Annotated in this window: 17 protein-coding genes; 13 read left to right on the top strand and 4 right to left on the bottom strand. The window is 48.1% G+C overall.

The features are described 5' to 3' along the window. Nucleotides 1–5 precede the first annotated feature (5 nt). On the top strand, nucleotides 6–1046 hold the full coding sequence (bla, locus tag SD10_RS17390; RefSeq protein WP_046575450.1) for a class A beta-lactamase: 1041 nt from the start codon (nucleotides 6–8) through the stop codon (nucleotides 1044–1046). Nucleotides 1047–1072: 26 nt separating this feature from the next. On the opposite strand, the gene SD10_RS17385 is transcribed toward bla, so the two are convergent. Next, complete coding sequence (locus tag SD10_RS17385) at nucleotides 1073–2170, bottom strand: GntR family transcriptional regulator (protein WP_046575448.1); 1098 nt, start codon at nucleotides 2168–2170, stop codon at nucleotides 1073–1075. A gap of 511 nt (nucleotides 2171–2681) precedes the next feature. Here SD10_RS17385 and SD10_RS17380 point away from each other — a divergent pair. After that, the gene (locus tag SD10_RS17380) at nucleotides 2682–5105 is read left to right on the top strand and encodes a TonB-dependent receptor (RefSeq protein ID WP_046575446.1); all 2424 of its coding nucleotides are present in this window, start codon (nucleotides 2682–2684) and stop codon (nucleotides 5103–5105) included. Nucleotides 5106–5279: 174 nt separating this feature from the next. Continuing rightward, nucleotides 5280–5744, top strand: a complete 465-nt coding sequence (locus SD10_RS17375) for a 3-oxoacyl-ACP synthase (RefSeq protein ID WP_046579697.1) — start codon at nucleotides 5280–5282, stop codon at nucleotides 5742–5744. 73 nt (nucleotides 5745–5817) lie between these two features. Here SD10_RS17375 and SD10_RS17370 read toward each other — a convergent pair whose 3' ends face one another. Further along, nucleotides 5818–7446 carry an amidohydrolase gene (locus SD10_RS17370; protein ID WP_046575444.1) on the bottom strand — a complete coding sequence of 543 codons (1629 nt, stop codon included), beginning with the start codon at nucleotides 7444–7446 and terminating at the stop codon, nucleotides 5818–5820. 107 nt (nucleotides 7447–7553) lie between these two features. On the opposite strand from SD10_RS17370, the gene SD10_RS17365 reads away from it, so the two are divergent. Continuing rightward, nucleotides 7554–8945, top strand: a complete 1392-nt coding sequence (locus SD10_RS17365; protein WP_046575442.1) for a TolC family protein — start codon at nucleotides 7554–7556, stop codon at nucleotides 8943–8945. 88 nt (nucleotides 8946–9033) lie between these two features. Further along, entirely contained in the window at nucleotides 9034–9243 is a 210-nt protein-coding gene (locus SD10_RS17360; RefSeq protein WP_046575441.1) for a DUF2188 domain-containing protein, read from the top strand. A 133-nt stretch (nucleotides 9244–9376) separates the two neighbouring features. Here SD10_RS17360 and SD10_RS17355 read toward each other — a convergent pair whose 3' ends face one another. Further along, nucleotides 9377–10450 carry a DNA topoisomerase IB gene (locus SD10_RS17355; protein WP_046575440.1) on the bottom strand — a complete coding sequence of 358 codons (1074 nt, stop codon included), beginning with the start codon at nucleotides 10448–10450 and terminating at the stop codon, nucleotides 9377–9379. Between the two features lie 109 nt (nucleotides 10451–10559). Further along, nucleotides 10560–11153, bottom strand: a complete 594-nt coding sequence (locus SD10_RS17350; protein WP_046579695.1) for a DUF6962 family protein — start codon at nucleotides 11151–11153, stop codon at nucleotides 10560–10562. A gap of 161 nt (nucleotides 11154–11314) precedes the next feature. On the opposite strand from SD10_RS17350, the gene sucD reads away from it, so the two are divergent. From sucD to porN, 8 genes are all read left to right on the top strand, one after another. After that, nucleotides 11315–12190 (top strand): succinate--CoA ligase subunit alpha, encoded by an 876-nt coding sequence (gene sucD / locus SD10_RS17345; RefSeq protein ID WP_046575437.1) that lies wholly within the window; start codon nucleotides 11315–11317, stop codon nucleotides 12188–12190. A 12-nt stretch (nucleotides 12191–12202) separates the two neighbouring features. Further along, a complete protein-coding gene (locus tag SD10_RS17340) occupies nucleotides 12203–13459 on the top strand; it encodes a DUF4271 domain-containing protein (protein WP_082111626.1) in 1257 nt (418 codons plus the stop codon). 96 nt (nucleotides 13460–13555) lie between these two features. Further along, nucleotides 13556–14341 (top strand): uroporphyrinogen-III synthase, encoded by a 786-nt coding sequence (locus SD10_RS17335; RefSeq protein WP_046575436.1) that lies wholly within the window; start codon nucleotides 13556–13558, stop codon nucleotides 14339–14341. Between the two features lie 180 nt (nucleotides 14342–14521). Further along, a complete protein-coding gene (locus tag SD10_RS17330) occupies nucleotides 14522–15496 on the top strand; it encodes a PorP/SprF family type IX secretion system membrane protein (RefSeq protein ID WP_046575435.1) in 975 nt (324 codons plus the stop codon). Nucleotides 15497–15744: 248 nt separating this feature from the next. Next, complete coding sequence (gene porK, locus SD10_RS17325; RefSeq protein WP_046575434.1) at nucleotides 15745–16872, top strand: T9SS ring complex lipoprotein PorK/GldK; 1128 nt, start codon at nucleotides 15745–15747, stop codon at nucleotides 16870–16872. Nucleotides 16873–16961: 89 nt separating this feature from the next. Next, on the top strand, nucleotides 16962–17774 hold the full coding sequence (gene porL / locus SD10_RS17320) for a type IX secretion system motor protein PorL/GldL (RefSeq protein WP_046575433.1): 813 nt from the start codon (nucleotides 16962–16964) through the stop codon (nucleotides 17772–17774). Nucleotides 17775–17914: 140 nt separating this feature from the next. Then, the gene (porM, locus tag SD10_RS17315) at nucleotides 17915–19501 is read left to right on the top strand and encodes a type IX secretion system motor protein PorM/GldM (RefSeq protein ID WP_046575432.1); all 1587 of its coding nucleotides are present in this window, start codon (nucleotides 17915–17917) and stop codon (nucleotides 19499–19501) included. Nucleotides 19502–19557: 56 nt separating this feature from the next. Next, nucleotides 19558–20607: a type IX secretion system ring subunit PorN/GldN gene (gene porN, locus SD10_RS17310; protein ID WP_046575430.1), complete on the top strand. Its 1050-nt coding sequence runs from the start codon at nucleotides 19558–19560 to the stop codon at nucleotides 20605–20607. The last annotated feature ends 14 nt before the right edge of the window (nucleotides 20608–20621 follow it).

Raw genomic sequence — 20621 nt, 5'->3', positions numbered from 1 at the left:
TCTCAATGAACAAATACACAAAATTACTGGTCATTACGGCCCTGTTCTGGGCAAATTTGTCTGTTGCTCAAAAGCAGAAAGCAACAAAACTAGCCGAACCCACAGCCGCCTTTACGGTTCCGGTCCGGCTTTCGCAGGAGCTTATGCGCCTGTCCGACATGTCGGGCGGGAAAGTGGGCATTTGTGCCACGCACATTGAAACAGGAAAGACCATTACGCAAAATGGGAAAGAAGGATTTCCCATGGCTAGCTCGTACAAAGTAGCCATCGCTACCCAACTGCTAACCCGCGTAGACAGCGGGAGTCTGACGCTGGCTCAGCTCGTGCCCATCACCAAGAGCGATTTCCATCCGGGTAGCGGCATGTTATCGGATCGGTTCAACTGGCCTAACTCCTCAAATTCTGACCTGTCTCTATCGGTCAGGAGCCTGCTTGAATTGATGCTGCTTATCAGCGACAACAGTGCAACAGATATTTGCCTTCGGCTGGCGGGTGGCCCTGCTGCGGTGAACGCCTGTATGAAGCGGATAGGCGTTGAAGGCTTGCGTGTCGACCGGCCAACCGCCTGGCTCATTGCCGATTGTGTGGGAATACCGATGGCGGCCAATCAGGCCTGGTCGTCTGCTCGCTATGATTCATTGGCCAGGTTCAGTACGGCCTTAACGCGAGAAGCCAGTTATGTAGCGTTCGAGAATGACCCGCGCGACACATCGACCCCGGAAGCGATGACGCTGCTCTTAACGAAACTGTATACGCAACCGGTGTTGAAGCCAGCCAGTCAGGCTTTGGTTCTTGATATCATGAAACGCTGCGAAACAGGACTTGCCCGCCTAAAAGGAGCCCTCCCGCCTGATACTGAAGTGTTGCATAAAACAGGTACAATTGGCCTGACTGCCAGCGATGTCGGCATTATCACACTACCGGGCAACGCTGGTCATGTGGCTATCTCCGTCTTCGTTAAAGCATCGCATAAAGACGGACCTGTGCGGGAACGAACCATTGCGGAAGTAACCCGGACCATTTACGACTACTTCCTGTTTTTGTAGGAAATATATACTACCTGCGTAAGCACCTATAACGACCCGCGCCGGATCATGTAAAACGGGTTTTTGACTTTTATTCGCTTGTTGTCCAGCAGGAGCGAGGCTGCCGTGTAGCCCATCGCTTCGAAATCGGTGGTGATAACGGTAATATTCAACAACTCCTTGAGTGTCGTTTCGTTAAACGAAATGACGCCGACGTCATGACCCAATTCGTAATTTGATTGCCGGGCCTTTTTGACTACTTCCGATAAGTCAGTTTCTTCAACGACCACATACGCCGTGCCTTCCTGCAAGTGCTCATGGATGGCGTTTTCCTTAATTGAGAACTCTTTGTTGTAGTTAATGCAGAATGACCGGAACCCATGAGCAATTTCGACAGGATAGTTGCCGTCGCTGGGTAAAATAAGGACCATCCGATTGTACTTGTCCAGCAAGTCCTGAGCGTTTTCCAGTGCCCCGCAAATATCCTTGTCGAAGTTCTGATGAACGCTCAGGGGTGACCCTTCCAGTTCAGATACATCTTTGTCGAGCAGCACCAGTTCATTGGATGGGATGGAGGCAAGCACTCGCCTATAATCCGCTTTATCCAGGTCCTGCGTAAAATGCGGCATAACAACGTAGTAGTTATACTTGCCCAGATTCTTTGCGATAATCTCCTGGAAATGACAGGCGTTGTAATGGTGAATTTGTAGATCGACCGTTGCCTTGTCGCCGAGCGCTTTCAGAAAAGCGTAATAAATGATCTTTTTGTAAGAACTGAGCTTATTGAAAACCAGCAGGATCTTGATCTTCGCATCCGTATTGGTCTGCACATAATAGCCCTTACCCTGCACAGAGGTAATATAGCCTCGCTCGCGAAGTTCGCGGTAAGCCTTCTCGACGGTGTCCCGGGCAAGGTAATACTCCACGCTCAACTCGCTGATGGAGGGTAGTTGCTCATTGTTTTTCAAGACTCCCCGCTCAATATCGGTAATAATCGACTGTACAATTTGCCTATACTTAGGTGTCTTATCTTTGGGGTTGAACTGAAGTTTGTAGGCAGGAGAAAAGGCGTTGCTATAAACATCGACAAGATCGCCGTAAGGTTGACGGCGACCAGGACCCGGAGACGTAAGTTTAGCAATCATACTAGTCGATCTTTATGTATTATTCTAGGAGTGACCCTACGCTATTTAGACTTTGATAACAGTAAAGCTTTATAAGCTTCCGAATAATAACAGACATAAAGAAGAAATTTACGCACTTTTTTTCTGCAAACGCTACCGGTAGCGTTACCGAAGAGTATGAATGCCAGATTTAGTTGTAAGAAAGTAAGCCATAATAGCCTGATTAGCCAGTACTTCGCTTCACTGTTTCCGTGGCTATAAAGACTGCTAAATTGTACTTAAGTGAGAAGCTGGCAATGTTACTGGCGGCTGCTTTCAGCTTTCCCGGTTAATGCAGTGAGTGCCCATACGCTTAAAAGTTGCCTACACTAATTAAGTGGGGAAGTACAGTAACTGTCTAATCATCAAAAAGCTGAAATCGGGTAGAAAACTGACGATACGCTGGTAGATGACTGTTCACTTTGTCTTTACGTAGTAAATACGGTTTCAAAAGTCTCTCCCGCTCTTATTGATCAGCGCTGAACACTCAACTATGCCTAAGACCTTTACGAACAATCTGCTTCTTGTTTTCTTTTTATTTCCCCCGCTGCTATATGCCCAGGGGACAGCCTCCCGTCAGGCCTGGATTCGGGGTACACTGGTGGATGAGAAGAAAGTCCCAATCCCGTTTACGACGGTTGAGCTGCACCGAATGGCTGATTCCGTTCTCGTAACCGGCGTGGTGGCCAACGAGTCGGGCGTATTTGCGATACAAACTAAACCAGGGCGTTATTATTTGAAAGTCAGTGCCGTATCTTATCGCGAGAAACTTACACCGGCTATTAATCTAGATGAGCAGGATAAACAACTCGGCTCGCTCGTGCTTGTTGCGAGCGCCAAACGGCTGGATGAAGTCGTTGTCAGGGGAGAAAAAAGCCAGATGGAACTAGCCCTGGACAAACGAATATTCAATGTCGGAAAAGACCTGGCCAATGCAGGGGGAACAGCTTCCGATATTCTGAAAAATATTCCATCGGTGGCTGTGGATGGTGACGGAAACGTGAGCCTGCGGGGCAGCAACAGCGTTCGTATTTTGATTGACGGGAAGCCCTCCGGACTGGTGAGTTTTAAGGGAGGAAGCGGCCTACAACAACTGCAGGGCAGTATGATTGAGCGGGTGGAGGTCATCACCAACCCATCGGCGCGCTACGAGGCAGAAGGCATGGGCGGTGTCATCAACATCGTGTTGAAGAAAGAACGAAAAGAGGGTTTCAATGGCTCGTTTGACGTGATTACGGGCTATCCAACCAATTTTGGCGCAGCAGCTAACATTAACTACCGGCGCAGAAATTTAAACTTTTTCGTCAATTACACAGCCTCTTTCCGAAATACGCCCGGCCGAAGTTCGCTCTATCAGGAAGTGTATAGCAACGATACCACTTTTGTGTATCGGCAGAACTCCACGAGTAGTCTCAAAGGGCAAAATAATAATGCCCGTGCGGGTATTGATTATTATTTTAATCCAAAGAGTATCCTGACGGCTTCGTATACCTGGCGGCTCAGCAAAGGCAAACGTTTCTCGGATATTCAATACCTCGATTACAAAGTCAACACCAATAACGTCCTGCAAAGCATTACCAGCCGAACGCAGGACGAGACTGAAACCGAACCGAATTCGGAGTATGTGGTAAGTTATAAAAAGACGTTTGCCCGCGAAGGCCATGAACTGACCGCGGATGTCCGCTACCTGGACAACTGGGAAAAGTCAGACCAGTTTTTTGCCCAAAAGACCGCTCTGCCCGATGGCAACCCGTCGAGCATTCCAAGTACGTTGCAGCGGGCCATCAATGACGAAACCGAAAAGCAACTGCTGGTACAGGTCGATTATGTGAAGCCGTTTGCCAAAGATGGTAAGCTGGAAAGTGGCTTACGGATTAGCTCTCGCAACATGACGAACAACTACTCGGTCACCCAGCAAAATGCAGATAACACCTGGACACCTTTGCCCGGCCTAACGAATGATTTCCTGTACGTCGAAAAAATCAACGCGTTATATGGTATCGTTGGCAACAAGGTCCGTAAGTTCTCGTATCAAATGGGGCTTCGGGCTGAGTGGACGGACGTAACGACAACGCTTAAGCAAACCAATGACGTCAATCCACGCAGTTACGCCAATCTGTTTCCGAGTGTACACGCTACCTACGACCTACCTCGCCAGCACGCGCTACAAATCAGTTACAGCCGTCGAGTACGCCGACCCCAGTACAATGATTTAAGTCCCTTCATGACCTTTAGCGATAACCGCAATTTTTTCAGCGGAAATCCTGACCTGAACCCTGAGTTCACCAACGCTTTTGAAGTGGGTCATATCAAATATGTCGAGAAAGGGTCGATGAGCTCATCGGTTTACTACCGGCACACAACGGGAAAGATTATTCGGATTCGGCGGGTCGATGAGCTGGGAAATTCGACGACCCGCCCCGAAAATCTGGCAACTGAGGATTCGTATGGCGCAGAATTTACGGGCTCATATGCACTCTATAAGTGGTGGAAACTGGATGGGAGTGTTAACTTTTTTCGGGCCGTTACCAATGGAGGCAACCTGGATGCCAGTTACCAAAGCGATACCTATAGCTGGTATACGCGTCTGATGTCTCGTTTTACAATCCTGAAAAGCCTTGATTTTCAGTTGCGCGGGAACTACGAAGCGCCCCAGAAAACGCCACAGGGCACTCGTCAGGCCATTGCTACGCTGGATTTGTCAATGAGCAAAGATGTACTCCACAACAACGGCACGCTGGTGCTTAATGTAATCGACGTGTTCAACTCCCGACGTTATCGATCCATTACCGAAGGCGCTAACTTTTATACCGAAAGCAGTTCGCAGGGACGTCTGCGGCAACTAAATCTAACGTTCAATTACCGACTGCATCAAGCCAAAAAGAAGACGAAAGAGCCTGGAGAAGGGGAGTTTTAGCCAGTTGCATTGCTTCCTCGGTCCGTGTCCGCACGGATCGAGGAAGCAATGCAAAGGTGCGTTCCGCGTCCGCACGGATCGAGAAAGCAGAAGCCTGAATAATGAACCTGTTCAGCGTAAATGTTGTCTTTAACATCTGCGCGAAAAGGCAACAGTATTAAACGCAACCTCAACTTGACCAATACACATCCACAAACGAAAGCGACTTTATTCGCCTTGTGTCAGGCGTATGTACAGAAACGCATCGACACCGCCCGAGAGGCCATGGAAGCCGCTCAGGAAGCCGCCAATTCAGAATCGAAGAGTAGCGCGGGTGATAAATATGAAACCGGGCGGGCCATGGCGCAACTCGAACGGGACCGTCATGCTCAACTACTTGCCGAAGCTCAGAAGGTGGAGCGTGAGTTGAAGCAAGTTAACATTGATAAAACCTATGAGACAGTTCAGCCCGGAAGCCTGGCCTTTACGAGCCGAGGGTTATTCTTTATCTGTATTGGCGCGGGTAAACTAACCGTCGATGGCGTGGACTACTTCGCTGTTTCGGCAGCATCGCCTATTGCTTCGGCTTTAGTTGGCCGCAAGGCCAATGATGCCGTTACGTTCAACAAGCTAACTTATCAGGTACTGGAAGTAAGTTAATATAAACAGTGGATGACAAAAACTTTTTCGTAATCAATTGTTGATAAGATACATAAGTCATAACTCACCATTTTCAATACACTCGTTCTCCGCCAATCCAGGTTTGGTTTACTTTTGTCTGGCGTAATTGGGGGTTGGGGGCGGTCATGATGTCGCGGTCGAGTATGACAAAGTCGGCCTGTTTGCCAACGGCGATACTGCCCCGCAAATGATCTTCAAAACAAGCGTAGGCGGCCCAGCGGGTCATGGCTAGCAAGGCCGATTTACGGTCAACGGCGTTCTCCATCTGATAGCCACCCGCCGGGAAGTTCTTCGCATCCTGACGAGCTACGGCAGCATGAAAACCGAAGAGCGGATTGACGGCTTCGACCGGAAAATCACTACCAAAGGCGATCAGGCCATTCTGTTTCATAAGGTCCTTAAAGGCATAGGCTCCTTTTACGCGGATCGGTCCCAGGCGCTCAGTAGCCCAGTACATATCCGAAGTGGCATGGGTTGGTTGAACGGATGGAATGATCGAATACTTGCCAAACTTCCAGAAATCGTCGGCTGACACGACTTGAGCGTGCTCAATGCGCCAGCGCCGATTATTCGTTCCTTTCAATAGTTTCCCATACAAATCGAGCATCAGGTGGTTCGCTGAATCACCGATGCAGTGGGTATTGGCCTGAAAATTTGACGCATACAACAACTTGGTCACGCGCTCCAGCTCCGACGGGCCGAGCAGTAGAAAGCCGCCCGTTTGTGGTCGGTCACTATAAGGACGTCTTAGGCAGGCCCCGCGTGAGCCCAGCGCCCCATCGGCATACAGTTTGAACGATTTTACCGTTAGCCAGTCGGTTTGAAAAGGCCCCCGTTTGAGGAAATAATTGAGGTTTGGTTCGCCAAGGCTGATCATCGCATAATCGCGGATTTTCAGTTTAGAAGCCTTTTGCAGACTATCGATCAGGTTAATTTCTTCGGGGCTGATCCCAGCATCCGAAACGGTTGTCAAGCCTAGTGCTACACAAACTTTCTGCGCTTCCAGCAGCATATTGGCTTTATCCGCCAAATCGGGTTGGGGAATTACACGCTTGATAAGTTGCATGGCGTTATCCACCAAAACGCCGGTCGGCTGACCATTCTGGATGATGACTTCGCCCCCTGGCAGTTTCGAGCCAGCCGTTACCTGAGCCAGCCGCAGCGCTTTTGAATTCACAAACAGCGCGTGTCCGTCCACCCGCATCAGGGCAACTGGAACGTCGGGGAAAGCCGCGTCCAGTTTTTCTTTAGTCGGAAAGGTTTTCTCGGGCCAGTCATTCTGATCCCAGCCACGGCCCGTGAGCCACATAGCCTCCGGGTGTTTCTGGCGAAATGCTTTCAGGCGGTCAAGCAGCTCGTCGTAGGAGTTTGTGCCCACCAGGTCGGCCTGGGTAAGTACCTGACCGAGTCCCAGGAAGTGGGAGTGAGGGTCATAAAAGCCGGGATAGACGGGTTGTCCACCCAGATCGGCCGTACTATCGGCTTCGTATTCGCTAGCCAGTGTATTAGCCTGACCGACGGCCAGAAATCTGCCGTCTTTAATCACAAATGCATCGGCAATGGTAAAGCTCGAATCGGCGGTATAAATGCGGGCGTTCTTTACGAACAGATCAGCCTTTTTTTTTGATGAACAGCCTAAAAGAACTGTCAGAAGAGACATTAATAGCAGTAAACGGCGCATAATGGAGACTTAATGAAAAATGCAAGTTAACTCAAAGTTAATAAGCTACCGAGTCAATCGCAGATTCTCTTACTTTTGTTATACGTGTCGTTGTTAACCTATATTCGATGAAACTCAGCAGTTACCTTCTTTTAGCTTTCTTACCTTTTTCGGCGCTGGCCCAACAGCAAACTCAACCCGCCCAAACTCCAATCCAGCGTGCCCTTCGCAATTCCACCGTTGTCCAACAAGGAGACATTGTCACGCTGGCTGATGCTATTCGAACGGCACTTGCTCAAAATTATCAGATTAAGATAACCCAGGCGCAACAACAAATCGCTGTGTATAATAACACGCTGGGCAACGCTGGTATGTTGCCGTCTCTGGTCGGGAACCTGAACAACAACAACTCCAATCAGCACTTGCGGCAAACGTACCTGGTGCCAACTACATCACCAACCGACCGGCCGGGAGTTATCAGTAAAAACACAACCGTCAGTCTCAATTTAAACTGGACGGTTTTCAACGGGTTTGCTACATTTTATTTGCTGGACCAGTTAAAGGAACTCGTGCGGATTAGTGAAGTAAATACCCGAGCCAACATTGAAGGAACTGTAGCGAGCGTGTCAACGGCTTATTATGATGTGGTGCGTCAATTGCAACGCTTACTCGCTGTGCGGCAGGCACTGGATATATCGCAGTATCGCCTTGATCTGGCTAAAACTAATTTTGAAGTCGGAAGCTTTTCCCGGGTGGATTATTTAACGGCTCAGGTCGACTATAATGTAGATAGCGCGGCCCTGATTGCTCAGCAATTAGCCCTGTCAAACGCTAAAATCCTGTTGAATACGCTTTTAGTCCGCGACCCAGCTACTGAATTTGCCGTGCGCGACACAATTTTGGTTCGTTCGAATCTGGCACTCGCTCAACTGCGCGAATCGCTGCTCAACAACAACCCACTGCTGGCAGCCGCCGTCCTGAACAGACGCGTTGCTGATCTGAATATAAAATTAGCGAAAGCCCAACAGCTTCCTACTGTGAATCTCTTGTCGGGATATACCTATACCAGTACCAATAACCAGGGCGGAAACACAACCGTGGCAACGGCCAGGAATAATGGTCTTACTTACGGTATTCAGGCGTCGGTACCCATTTTTAACGGATTCAACCAACGGCGGCTCAACCAGGTAGCTGCTGCCAACGCACTCTCAGCTGAGTATCAGGCCAATGATCAGCGTGTACAGCTCGATCTGGCCCTAACGCAAACCTATCAGCAGTATAAAACCAACTTACAATTGCTATCGCTTGAAATTCAGAACTTTAAGATTACCACCCAGAACGTAGACATTGCCTATGACCGTTATCGCCTGGGAACGCTGACCGCTGTTGGCTTTCGCGACGTGCAGCGTAACCTGTTAGATGCCCAGCTTCGGTTGATTGATGCCGAGTTCAATGCCAAAACTGCCGAGATTGAACTGCTGCGGTTAAGCAGTACCATTACCCAGGAGCTTGGCCGCTAGATAACCCGTTCAATCGGTTCGGGCGTTCATTCGTTAAGAGGTTTGTTAGTGAATAGAATAGGTACGAACTCCTTAACGTGTGATCGACATGCCCTGGACAAAGAAAGAATACCCTGTTTCGTTGAAGAACTTTATGGCGCCGGTTCGGAATAAAGCCATTGATATTGCCAACGCCTTGCTGGCAGAAGGTACGGAAGAACAACGTGCTATTGCCATTGCAACGGCCAAAGCAGAAGAGTGGGCTTCAAACCGAGGCATAAAAGTCCGTAAGGACAATGCGCCGGAAGTAAAAAAATAAAGGTTGTCTGTCTCCTCGGCCCGTGTCCTCACGGGCCGTATATCCGACGAGCAAATCTGCTTAATAGGAAATAGTGGTCCGTGAGGACACGGACCGAGGAAACGGTTGTCTTTCTTCGGTCCGTCAACCTGCTTTATTTTTCAACCGTCTTCTTGATCTGGTCTTTCAGAAATTTAAGAAGTAATTTCTCAATGCCGTCGAGTCCATAGGGACTACTCTGCCTGAAGCGGGCTTTTTGCTTGATGTATGGGTTTAAATCCTGGCACTCATATGCTTCCAGAATTTGCGGATGTACGTAGTGTTTCCGGCAAACGGTCCGGGTATTGCCCAGTTTATGAGACACTTCGTCTAAAACGGTGTTGACGTTTTTCTTTAACTCCTTTTCGGTTTCGCAGGGTTCCAGTTCGGCCAGAAGCCGCAGCGCGTTTACCGTACCGGCCCAGGTGCGGAAATCTTTTGCCGAAAAATCGTCGCCCATGGTTTCATGCAGGTAAGCATTGACCATACCCGAGTCAATCGGATGTCGGTCGCCATTCTCGTCAAAATATTGAAACAGCTCTTTTCCCGGAATATCGCGGCACGCTTTCACCAGGCGGGACAACCGCCGATCATGCAGGGTAATGTCATGATAAATTCCTTTTTTGCCCTTGAAGCTAAAGCGCATTTCAGTACCTTCCAGCTTCACGTGCCTGTCTTTAAGGGTCGTTAGGCCATAAGAACCATACTCCTTTTCATAAGCCGCATTGCCTACCCGGATCAGGGTTTGCTCCATCACGCTGAGGGCAATGGCAATCACTTTTTCGCGCGCAAGCTCAGGTTTCTTCAAATCCTTCGCCAACCGTTCACGAAGCAGGGGCAGGGCTTCGCCGAAGGCCACCATCCGAAAGAATTTCGTCTGGCTCCGAATGGCATTCCATTTCGGATGATAACGGTATTGCTTTCTATTTTTGGTATCAATGCCCGTTGCCTGCAAGTGCCCATTTGCTTTTGGACTAATCCAGACATTTTGCCAGGCGGGCGGTAATATCAGGCTGCGGATGCGAGCTAGTGTATCAGGATTGTCAATGACGTTGCCGTGTGTATCGACATAGTTAAACTGATCCTTCGCCTGCTGGCGGCTGATTCCCGGCATTGTATCGCTCATATAGACCAGGCGGGCTGCCCTGGCCGTTTCGACTGGGTCGTGAGCTAATTCCAATAAATCCACGTTCGTTGAGTATAGGTCTTAAGTGATTGAGTAACTGGTTTGGTAAGGGATTAGTTAACTGGTTAGGCAACTTTTTGCCCATCTCGGGTGCCGAAGGTTCCCGTTGTTTTCACTTACTGATTCCAGCCCGCCAGTCAGATGCCTTTCCAAAAAACCACAACGCCAGCGTGGTGGCATAATGATAGAAATCTGTTGGATGAATGAAGCCGTCAAATGAGTCGGCTTTCGTCGCCAATCCCATCATCATAGCAGCCAGAACGACCCAAAGCCCTCGCTTATTTCGCTGGAGAAGCGAAAAAACAGCCAGCAACATGAGTATTAAAATTCCCATAGAAGGAACGATTGGCGTAAATACGCGAACATCGGGCAACAACAGGCTGATGAACAGAAACAAGCCAAAAAGCACCGTAGTTACGAAGGAAATCAGGGTAAGCGTCTGTTGATTTAATAGAGCGTAAACTGCCGTGACAACGCACACAACACCCAGTGAATCAGCCAGTACGATCATGGACCGATGCAGCGGTTCGAGTGATTCATTCCCGGCGAAATGAAGAACGCCAATGAGGGCCGCAACGGAGGTTGTCAGCAGAAAGAAACCCCAGAGAAGCCGGTTAAACAAAGAAATGCGTCCAAAAAAGTGCCAGAACACTCCGACGCCCGCCCCGGCCAGAATGGAGCCGGAAAGGATGTGCGAAAAAATCATCACGTAATTTACGAAGTTTCGGCTACTTTTGCCCAACTTTTTAAGCGGAATAAGGCTACTGAACCAAACAGAAAAGAAGGTGACTCGTCACAAAATGCGTTCTAGTTTGTTAGGCAGGCTTTTTTGCAATTAACCGTATCGCCAACGATTTACAAACCGTCATGAGTGTTTTAGTCAACAAAGACTCCAAAGTTATCGTCCAGGGCTTTACCGGCTCGGAAGGCAGTTTCCATGCCCAGCAGATGATTGAATACGGCACCAACGTTGTTGGGGGTGTAACACCTGGTAAAGGTGGCCAGACGCACCTTGATCGGCCCGTATTTAATACAGTTCTGCAGGCTGTCGAGCAGGCAGGCGCCAATGTTTCCATTATTTTCGTACCGCCAGCTTTTGCGGCCGATGCCATCATGGAAGCCGCCGAAGCGGGTATTAAGGTGATCATTTGTATCACTGAAGGTATCCCGACGGAAGACATGGTAGCTGTAAAAAATTACCTGTCAGACAAAGACGTTCGGCTGATTGGCCCGAACTGTCCGGGTGTCATGACGGCTGAGGAGTGCAAAGTGGGAATCATGCCTGGGTTCATCTTCAAGAAAGGTACTATCGGTATCGTTTCTAAATCCGGTACGCTGACTTACGAAGCGGTTGACCAACTGACGAAAGCGGGTTTAGGCCAGTCGACGGCTATTGGTATTGGAGGAGACCCAATCATCGGGACGACGACGAAAGAAGCCGTCGAATTGCTGATGAACGACCCTGATACGGAAGCCATCGTTATGATTGGTGAAATTGGAGGTGGTATGGAAGCCGAAGCTGCCCGCTGGATCAAAGCAGATGGCAACCGTAAGCCCGTTGTCGGCTTCATTGCAGGCCAAACGGCACCAAAAGGACGCCGGATGGGACACGCCGGAGCTATTGTTGGCGGTGCTGACGATACGGCAGCGGCCAAAATGGCGATCATGCAGGAGTGTGGCATTCACGTTGTGGAATCGCCCGCCCTCATTGGCGACACAATGCTCAAGGCATTAGGGAAATAAAAGACTAAAAGAGTGAAAGAGCGAAAGAATGAAAGAGTGGCTATACTGAGGTGGAATTTTAGCCTCATCGCACCCTTTCATTCTTTCGCTTTTTCTATATCCGTCGCGTCACTCGTTCACTCATTCGCTCTTTCGCTTTTTCTCTTTTTCCCCGCCACTGCCCAGCCCCGCGTTACGGGCGTTGGCCCCGAAGGACGGTATTATCCTGTTCACGATTTTCGCGACGATTTTCAGGTGTATGATGAAGGAGCTAAAGCGTACATTCCATACATACTTGAGCAACACGCAGGTCAGACGGCCTTAAGCGCCTACGTTGATCTGGAAAGCAACCGACATTATAGCTTGCTGATTTCTACCCGACGGGACGGGTATTTATTCATCAATGCTGCGCTCAAGCGCAAACTTATCGCCGACCGGTGGGAGGTTCTCAGCATTGATAGTTTATTCAGAGTGTATCGTCAACCGGAAATTTTCCTCACAATTTATGGGGCGCCCGGTCTAGATGACAAGCGGGTATTTATTGGCTATCCCAAGTCGGCTACCCAGAAACAGGTTGTGCTGGGGGACGACAATCTGAGCGTTCGGCCTCGTCCACAAACGATCTACGATAATTTTCTGAGCCTCGGTCTGTTGTTTTTGCTAGCCACCCATGCCTGTCTGTTTGCCCTTTATCACCGGGCTTTTCTGCGGTTTTACAGCTTGCAGGATCTGATCTCTTTTCGAGCGCAGGAAGAGTCATTTCTTATTAACAGACCGTTGAGTAGCACGAACCTGCTGTTCACGCTCAACCTCGGCTTCGTTATTGGGTACCTGATCATATTCGTACAAAGCCGCAACCTCGATGTTTTTGCTTCACGCACCTTACTGCTTGGCGAACAGCATTTTGGCTGGCTCATTGGTGAGTTCTTTCTGGTCAGTGGCGTAGCTTTTTTAAGCCTCATCGGGAAATATGTTTTGCTGGAAGTGATGGGCGGTTTATACAAACTACAGGACATAATTCATGTTCATTACTTCAAGATAATACAGTCGTCGTTGTTGTTTTTTACGGCGCTGGCGCTCCTGTTGTCCATCATTCAGTTCAATGCGCCCATGTTACCATGGGTGCCCAACATGCTGCTTTTACCCTTGATTGGGTTCTATCTGGGCCGTCTATTCCTGCTTTACCTTGTGATCCGAAGCCTTGAACCTATCAAGAATCTTTATTTATTTTCGTACCTTTGCATCGTTGAATTGATTCCACTCATAATCGGTTTGCGCTTCGCGCTTTGAGAAAAAGTGGTCAGTGATAAGTGAGCTATATTCACTTTTAAGTATTCTTGAATGCGTTAAAGGAGAAAATTAGCTGTTGAACCCAGTAGAGATTCAATGAACGAACCCAGCATGCAATCCACCGAAAACCGGCTCACGAAAGTAAACCGGATGTTAGTGACCCAATCCCGACCAGCCGACGAGAAATCTCCTTATTTTGATTTAGTTAGCAAGTACAACCTTCAAATCGATTTTCGGCCTTTTATTCAGATTCAGGGCGAGTCGTTCAAGGATTTTCGGCGTCAGAAGATTAATATATTAGCGCATACGGCCATTATTTTTACCAGCCGGAATGCTATTGATCATTTTTTCCGGATCTGCCAGGAAGGTCGCGTTGAGGTGCCTGCCGATATGAAGTACTTTTGTATTTCGGAGCAAACGGCCAACTACCTTCAGAAATACATCGTCATCCGGAAGCGCAAAATCTTCAACGGTACCAAGACAGCTTCCGAATTATTTGATTTGATCAAGAAACACAAGAACGAAAAGTTTCTGTTTCCCTGTTCAAACATCCGTCGGAATGATATTCCGGAATTTATGGATACAAGTGGTCTTCACTTTACGGAGGCCGTCATGTACGATACCGTACCCACCGATTTATCGGACCTCGATATTCAGAGTTACGATATAATCGCCTTCTTTAGTCCATCGGGTGTCAGTTCGCTGTTGAGCAATTTTCCGAACTTTAATCAGAATGGCACTCGCATGGCTGCGTTCGGCCCAACAACGGCCAAAGCAATCAAAGAGGCAGGCCTAACGCTCGATATTGAAGCGCCATTGCCGAATGCGCCGTCCATGACAGGTGCCCTGGACCTGTATCTAAAAAAGGCTAACAATCAATAAACCGTAGCCGTTATACGAAAAGCTAAATGCCGGAACGGAGTAATAGGCTCACGTCCGGCATTTAGCCTTTAATTGAGGCAAATAATTTGGCTTTGCAGGCGTTTAGTTGTAAACTGTGATATTGTTTACTGGAACGCTGGTTTAATTGATAACCCTTGTTCTGAATTTTGGTCAGGTCGTATGATTCGCACACTCTACGTTTTTGCTTTTATCCTGCTAACGATTGTTGCTCCAACCGCCTTTGCTCAGCAGGACCCGCAATTTAGCTTGTACATGTATAATCCGCTCTATTACAACCCAGCCGCGGCCGGGTCGGAGGGGGTATCGCGTATTCAAATCACGCAACGGACACAATATCTGGGTTATCAGACCAGCGGTACTGGCGACGAGAGTGCTGCGCAAAGCACACAAATGCTGTCGTTCAATATGCCACTCGCCAGCATTAAAAGTGGCATTGGGATTTATGCGTTGAATGATAAATACGGGCCCTCTATTAATCAGGCAGTGCAGCTATCGTATGCTTATCGACTTGCTCTGAAAAGTGGGACGTTGTCGATAGGCGTTCAGGCCGGTATGTTTAATCGGGGATATGATTTTAACCAATTTCGTCCCGGTGATCCGGGTGACCCATTGCTACCTAGCGGCCGAATCAATCAATTTAAACCAGACATTGGCGCAGGCGTATATTATAATACGACCGATTACTGGCTGGGTGTAAGTATGACACACTTAAACAAGGCCAAATACAGTTATGTAGCTGATCGGTTAACCGACCCTTCCGACAGTAAGGCGTATCTAACGGCAGGTTACAGGCTTGGAATGGGGTACAATATTGATTTACAACCATCGATTTTAGTACAGTACAGTACAGCTGCTGGCCTTCCAGGATCTACAGTTGCGCTAAATCTGCTAGGAACGTATGACAATCGGATATGGGCGGGGCTGGGATATCGGTTGAAAGACGCTATTATGGTCACCGCAGGAATAAACTTAATGCGGAACAACGCGTTGAGAGTTGGATACGCATTGGATATTGTGACGAGTGGCAGCCAGGTAAAAAGCCCGACATCACACGAAATTCTTTTATCGTATGCATTGCCTGCACCGGATGCTCGTAAAAAGCCTATTATTAGGACACCACGTTTCCGCTACTAGGTAATCCATAGAGTAATTAATTTCTTGGATAAGTTTAACGTAAAGTGCCTATTTGGCAATATTCTTGTTAGGCAGTTTGCAGTGTGAATCTTATTTTTGACCGAATTGATGGCGTTCTGATTATAAATCTCTGATTCGCACAAAAATGATGCAGAGAAAATACATTGAACCCGAATTTAACATACAATAACCAAACAGATTTTCGTTTTTAGTCTGGTCTCGCACAAGAAGAAGGTAAAAGTTCGACAATGATGAAGTATAACTGGTTAACAGTCAACGCAACCCGGTTAGTGATGGGCGCAGCAGTAGTACTGCTTATGCAAGGTTGTGGCTTTCTGAAGTCAAAATTTGGCGGTAGTGGTGGTAAAGGAGGAGAAGTAGGCATTACAAACGGTGAGATCACAGCTACCGGGCGTAAAGGCTGGAAACAACCAACCCCCTTTGGCATGGTGCTGGTACCCTCAGGTTCGTTTATTATGGGGCAGGCAGATGAAGATGTAGCCGCCACACAAATCAACATGAACCGGCAGGTTACAATTAGTTCGTTTTATATGGACGATGCTGAAATCTCGAATCACGAGTATCGGCAATATGTAAATGCCCTGCTGGCTGACTCCGTTTCGACATTGGGCGAAGAGGAGATAATGTCAAAATACTACCCCGATACAACGGTATGGAAAAACGACTTTACTTATCACAACGGTGATCCGATGCTTGAGCATTATTATGGACACCCGGCTTTCGATACGTATCCTGTCGTTGGTGTAAGTTGGATAGCTGCCAAGCATTTCTGTAAGTGGCGCACCAATACACTCGATGATTTCCGGACAAAAGATGGTGGCTATAAATCGTTTGGTTTCCGGCTCCCATCGGAGGCTGAGTGGGAGTGGGCTGCACGGGGTGGTAAAAACGGCGCGAAATATCCATGGGGTAACCCGTACGTAGCGAATGGTAAAGGTTGTTACCTCGCTAACTTTAAACCCCAACGCGGTAATTTTGATGCAGATGGTTATCCGTATACAGCTCCGGCAACCGCCTACAATCCAAACGATTACGGGCTGTATAACATGGCGGGTAACGTAGCTGAATGGTGCCGTGATGCTTATGCTGACAATACCAATGCCATTGTTTGGGATATGAACCCGGACAACCAGAATGCCGACGAACCACGGAAAGTCGTTCGTGGTGGTTCCTGGAAAGACATTGCCTACTATCTGGAAACAGGTACTCGTTACTATGAATACGAAGATCAGAAGCGCTCTTATATTGGTTTCCGGTGTGTAATGGATAACCTGGAAGGACGTACGGCTTCTGGACGAGTTGGCGGTGGCGGTAAGAGCAAAGCGCCTAAGAAAGCTTCGGCCAAAAAGGCTTAAGCGATAACAGCATATCGATCATTCTTCAGCGTACAATAAAACAGTACCCACCTGAGTTAATTACCTATTCCAACCAACAATAGTTTATCATGGCAGCAGCAAAGTCATCAAGTTTTTTTTGGGATCGTTTAGTACCAACCATTTATAGTGCCGGAGCGGCCGTCGTAATCGCCGGAGCTTGGGCCAAAATTACCCACAATGAACAATTCGGTTGGCTCTTAACCGCCGGCCTTTTAACGGAAGTAGTAATCTTTATTTTGTATGCTGTTCAGAGTTTTACAATGCCTGCTACAGCGGACGACGGTTATGCCTGGGAACGTGTTTATCCAGAATTGGCTGATGACTACAAAGGAGAAGCCCGCAAACCTGCACCGCAGGCAAATGGTCTGACCGGAAACATGGATCAGATGTTGGCACAAGCGAAAGTGACACCAGACGTATTCGAACGGCTAGGCTCAGGGTTCCGCAATTTGAACGAGACGGTGTCGAAGTTAACCGATCTTACCGATGCCACCGTTGCGACCAACGATTACGCCCGCAACGTTAAATCGGCGTCTAACTCGATTGGGGAAATGAATAAGTCATACGGTACGGCAATCACCGCAATGAACTCAATGGCGGATGCCACAACAGACGCTAAAGATTACCGTGATCAGTTCCAGAAAGTAACTAAGAATATGGGCGCTTTAAATGCCGTATACGAACTGGAGTTACAGGATACCAACAAGCATTTGAAGGCAATGAACGCTTTTTATGGTAGCTTGTCTGCTGCCATGGAGAACATGAGTGACGCGAGCCGGGATACACAGCAGTTTAAAAACGAACTGGCTAAATTAACGGGTAATCTAGCCTCACTAAATGGCGTTTATGGCAGCATGTTGACAGCCATGCGTGGCAACTAAGAAGAATTGTATTGTAGCGTGTAGCGTTGTCAGATACTGAATTAAACATCCGTAACTGACAACGTTACCCTTACTTTGTCCCAACTGTATAACCGCTACGGCGGACCTTTCCACAACTTATATTATTACTACCATAGTTTATGGCAGGCACAAAAGAGACACCCCGTCAGAAGATGATCGGGATGATGTATCTGGTTTTGACCGCATTACTGGCTCTGCAAGTCACGTCGGCCATTCTGGAAAAATTCGTTTTAATTAACAATAGTCTGGAGCAGTCGATCGGCGCTGTCAGCAAGGTAAACCAATCTACATTTGATAACATCCGGGCAACTGTTGAAAAATCTGGTAACCGGGCTGCGGATTTAGCTATCGTTAAGCAAGCCGATGAAGTACGCAAGTTGACCGCTGAGATGAGTGGCGAACTTGATAAGCTTAAAGACCAGATTGTAACGACGAGTGGTGGCCGTGACGAATCCGGTAACATCAAAAATCTAAGCGAAGAGGAATCAGTAGCTCAACTCATGATCGGTACTAACCGGAATGGAGCTGCCTTCAAGCTAAAAGATCAACTAAATAATTATACTGAAAACCTTTCCCGGCTTTCAGGAAATAAGTATGCCCCAATGGCGCTTGATGGCAAGGATGATCCCATTGCCAGTCTTTCTCCAGATCAGAAGAGAAAAGATTTCGCTGAATTAAACTTTGCTCAAACTCCCGTACCAGCTGCCTTAGCCGTGATAAGCCAGAAGCAGGCCGACGTTCGTCGTCTCGAAGGTGAAGTGCTGGACGTGCTTGCCAGTAAGGTTGGTGCGCAGGACGTTAAGTTTGATAAGATCATTGCGATGCTAAGCATGGACTCGAAGGTTGTTGTGGCGGGTACGAAGTTTAAAGGCCAAATGTTTCTGGCTGCTTCATCATCGGGCATTCAGCCCCGGATGAGTCTGAATGGTGGAGCCGTTCGGGTTCAGGATGGACAAGGTCTTATTGAGTTCACCGCTCAGGGTGGTGCTTACGATAAAAATGGCCTGGCGCGCCGGACACTGACTGGATCGATCGCTTACCAGACGGCAGCCGGTTTGAAAACGGTTCCTCTGTCGGCTGAATATTATGTCGCGAAGCCATCTTATCAGATCGAGACGGGTACAATGCCTCCTTTGTATCTGGGTTGCGCTAACAAGCTTAGCATTCAAAGTCCGCAGTTAGGTGCTTTATGGAATCCAAGTTTCTCTGCTGATGGTGCTTCAGTTGTATCATCAGGAGAAAAAGGAAAGATCACAGTTGTGCCAAGTTCAGCGAACGTATCATTGAACATCAGTAACTCAGGAAGTTTACTGGGTACCGAGCGTTTCCGGGTCAATAAGGTACCTAGGCCAACCTTAGAAGTTTTTGTTGGTGGTACTCGCGCCAATGATCCACGCGGGGTTCCTGTATCATCGGCACGCAGTGTACGGATTCAGGCCGTTCCTGATCCTAGCTTTGCGGCTTACTCTCCTGATGATGCTAAATTTCGTACAAGTAGCTCTACTGTGTCGCTGGTACGTGGTACCAAACGGGTTCAATTCGTAACCGTTGGTCCTGGAGGTGGTTCTATTGCTTCGTTAGCTGCTGAAGCACAGCCTGGTGACCGACTCGTTATTCAAATTGAAGGCGTACAGCGTCAAAACTTCAGAGGTGAAGTTAGTGACGTACCAATGGGTAATACACTGGTACAGGTTTCGCTCTATTGATGCACTAAAGCGGTCAATTGGCCGTTAACTAACTGAATTGACAACAAGTAGTAGCCATGACACAAAATAGAACGATAGGATATGCTGGTGTGCTAGCCGTAGCTGCGCTGGCGCTGGCAGGAGGGGAGGCCCTGGCTCAGGAAAAGGCGAACACTGGCGTAAACGCAAATTCTGTTCGTGCCATTAATGAGAATGACATCATGATGAAGAAGACCCTTTGGCGTCGGATTGACCTGAAGGAGAAACAAAATCAATCGATGTTCTCGAAGAATAACGAGATCTCCAAATATTTGATAGAGGCTGTGAAAGCTGGCTTGATAGATGCCTACACGAATGATTCGTGTACGACAAAAATATCAGCGGATAAATTTCACGAAAACATGCTGATTCCTAACACCGGTGGCGGCTTATCTGCAGAGGAAAAAGCAGCTGGCTTTACGGAAGATGGTAAAACAGCTGGTGCTGACGATGGCTGGGGCGGTCCTGCCAAAGACAAGAAAAAGCCAGCTGATGACGGTTGGGGAACGCCTAAAAAAGCAGCTGCTCAACCAGCGGATGATGGCTGGGGAGCGCCGAAGAAAAAATCGGTAGCCAGTACTAAGAAAGGTAAGAAAGGTAAAGTTGTCGCTCCTCCAGTTGTTGAAGAAGTGAAGAAGGATACGGTTGCCGCAGCTGCACCGGCCTTCTCTGGGGATGAATATTTTCCTAAAGAATTAAATATTCTTGAAGTAAAGGAAGACTGGATTTTTGACCGCAAACGGTCACGTTTGTATTACGATATGCAAACGGTGACCCTGCTGTTACCCGCCGATAAAAACCAGGCTGGTTACGAAAAACCAATTGCTTCGTTCAAGTATAAAGACCTGGATAAGCTGTTTCGTAGTGATCCGAAGAAATTCATCTGGTATAACCCGCAAAATCAGGCCCAGCACAAAAACCTGGCCGACGCATTCGACTTACGGTTATTCTACGGTCGGATTACGAAAGTAGCTAACCCGGGTGATACGGATCTTGTCGGTATGTACGGTGACCGCGAAGGCTTGCTGAAATCCTATCAGACAGAATACGAATTAATGGAAACCGAGCACGGTCTGTGGGAATATTAAGACGGGTTTGCTAA

The sequence above is a fragment of the Spirosoma radiotolerans genome, assembly GCF_000974425.1.
GTDB lineage: Bacteria > Bacteroidota > Bacteroidia > Cytophagales > Spirosomataceae > Spirosoma > Spirosoma radiotolerans.
Note: the sequence above shows the minus strand (reverse complement) of the source record. Positions and strands in the feature narration are given on the sequence as shown.

What these genes read in the sequence shown, in the direction of transcription:
- SD10_RS17360 (WP_046575441.1), top strand. Translation starts at nt 9,034, where the DNA reads ATGCCCTGGACAAAGAAAGAATACCCTGTTTCGTTGAAGAACTTTATG.
- bla (WP_046575450.1), top strand. Translation starts at nt 6, where the DNA reads ATGAACAAATACACAAAATTACTGGTCATTACGGCCCTGTTCTGGGCA.
- SD10_RS17330 (WP_046575435.1), top strand. Translation starts at nt 14,522, where the DNA reads ATGATTCGCACACTCTACGTTTTTGCTTTTATCCTGCTAACGATTGTT.
- sucD (WP_046575437.1), top strand. Translation starts at nt 11,315, where the DNA reads ATGAGTGTTTTAGTCAACAAAGACTCCAAAGTTATCGTCCAGGGCTTT.
- SD10_RS17380 (WP_046575446.1), top strand. Translation starts at nt 2,682, where the DNA reads ATGCCTAAGACCTTTACGAACAATCTGCTTCTTGTTTTCTTTTTATTT.
- SD10_RS17335 (WP_046575436.1), top strand. Translation starts at nt 13,556, where the DNA reads ATGAACGAACCCAGCATGCAATCCACCGAAAACCGGCTCACGAAAGTA.
- porK (WP_046575434.1), top strand. Translation starts at nt 15,745, where the DNA reads ATGATGAAGTATAACTGGTTAACAGTCAACGCAACCCGGTTAGTGATG.
- porN (WP_046575430.1), top strand. Translation starts at nt 19,558, where the DNA reads ATGACACAAAATAGAACGATAGGATATGCTGGTGTGCTAGCCGTAGCT.
- porL (WP_046575433.1), top strand. Translation starts at nt 16,962, where the DNA reads ATGGCAGCAGCAAAGTCATCAAGTTTTTTTTGGGATCGTTTAGTACCA.
- porM (WP_046575432.1), top strand. Translation starts at nt 17,915, where the DNA reads ATGGCAGGCACAAAAGAGACACCCCGTCAGAAGATGATCGGGATGATG.
- SD10_RS17350 (WP_046579695.1), bottom strand. Translation starts at nt 11,153, where the DNA reads ATGATTTTTTCGCACATCCTTTCCGGCTCCATTCTGGCCGGGGCGGGC.
- SD10_RS17385 (WP_046575448.1), bottom strand. Translation starts at nt 2,170, where the DNA reads ATGATTGCTAAACTTACGTCTCCGGGTCCTGGTCGCCGTCAACCTTAC.
- SD10_RS17370 (WP_046575444.1), bottom strand. Translation starts at nt 7,446, where the DNA reads ATGCGCCGTTTACTGCTATTAATGTCTCTTCTGACAGTTCTTTTAGGC.
- SD10_RS17365 (WP_046575442.1), top strand. Translation starts at nt 7,554, where the DNA reads ATGAAACTCAGCAGTTACCTTCTTTTAGCTTTCTTACCTTTTTCGGCG.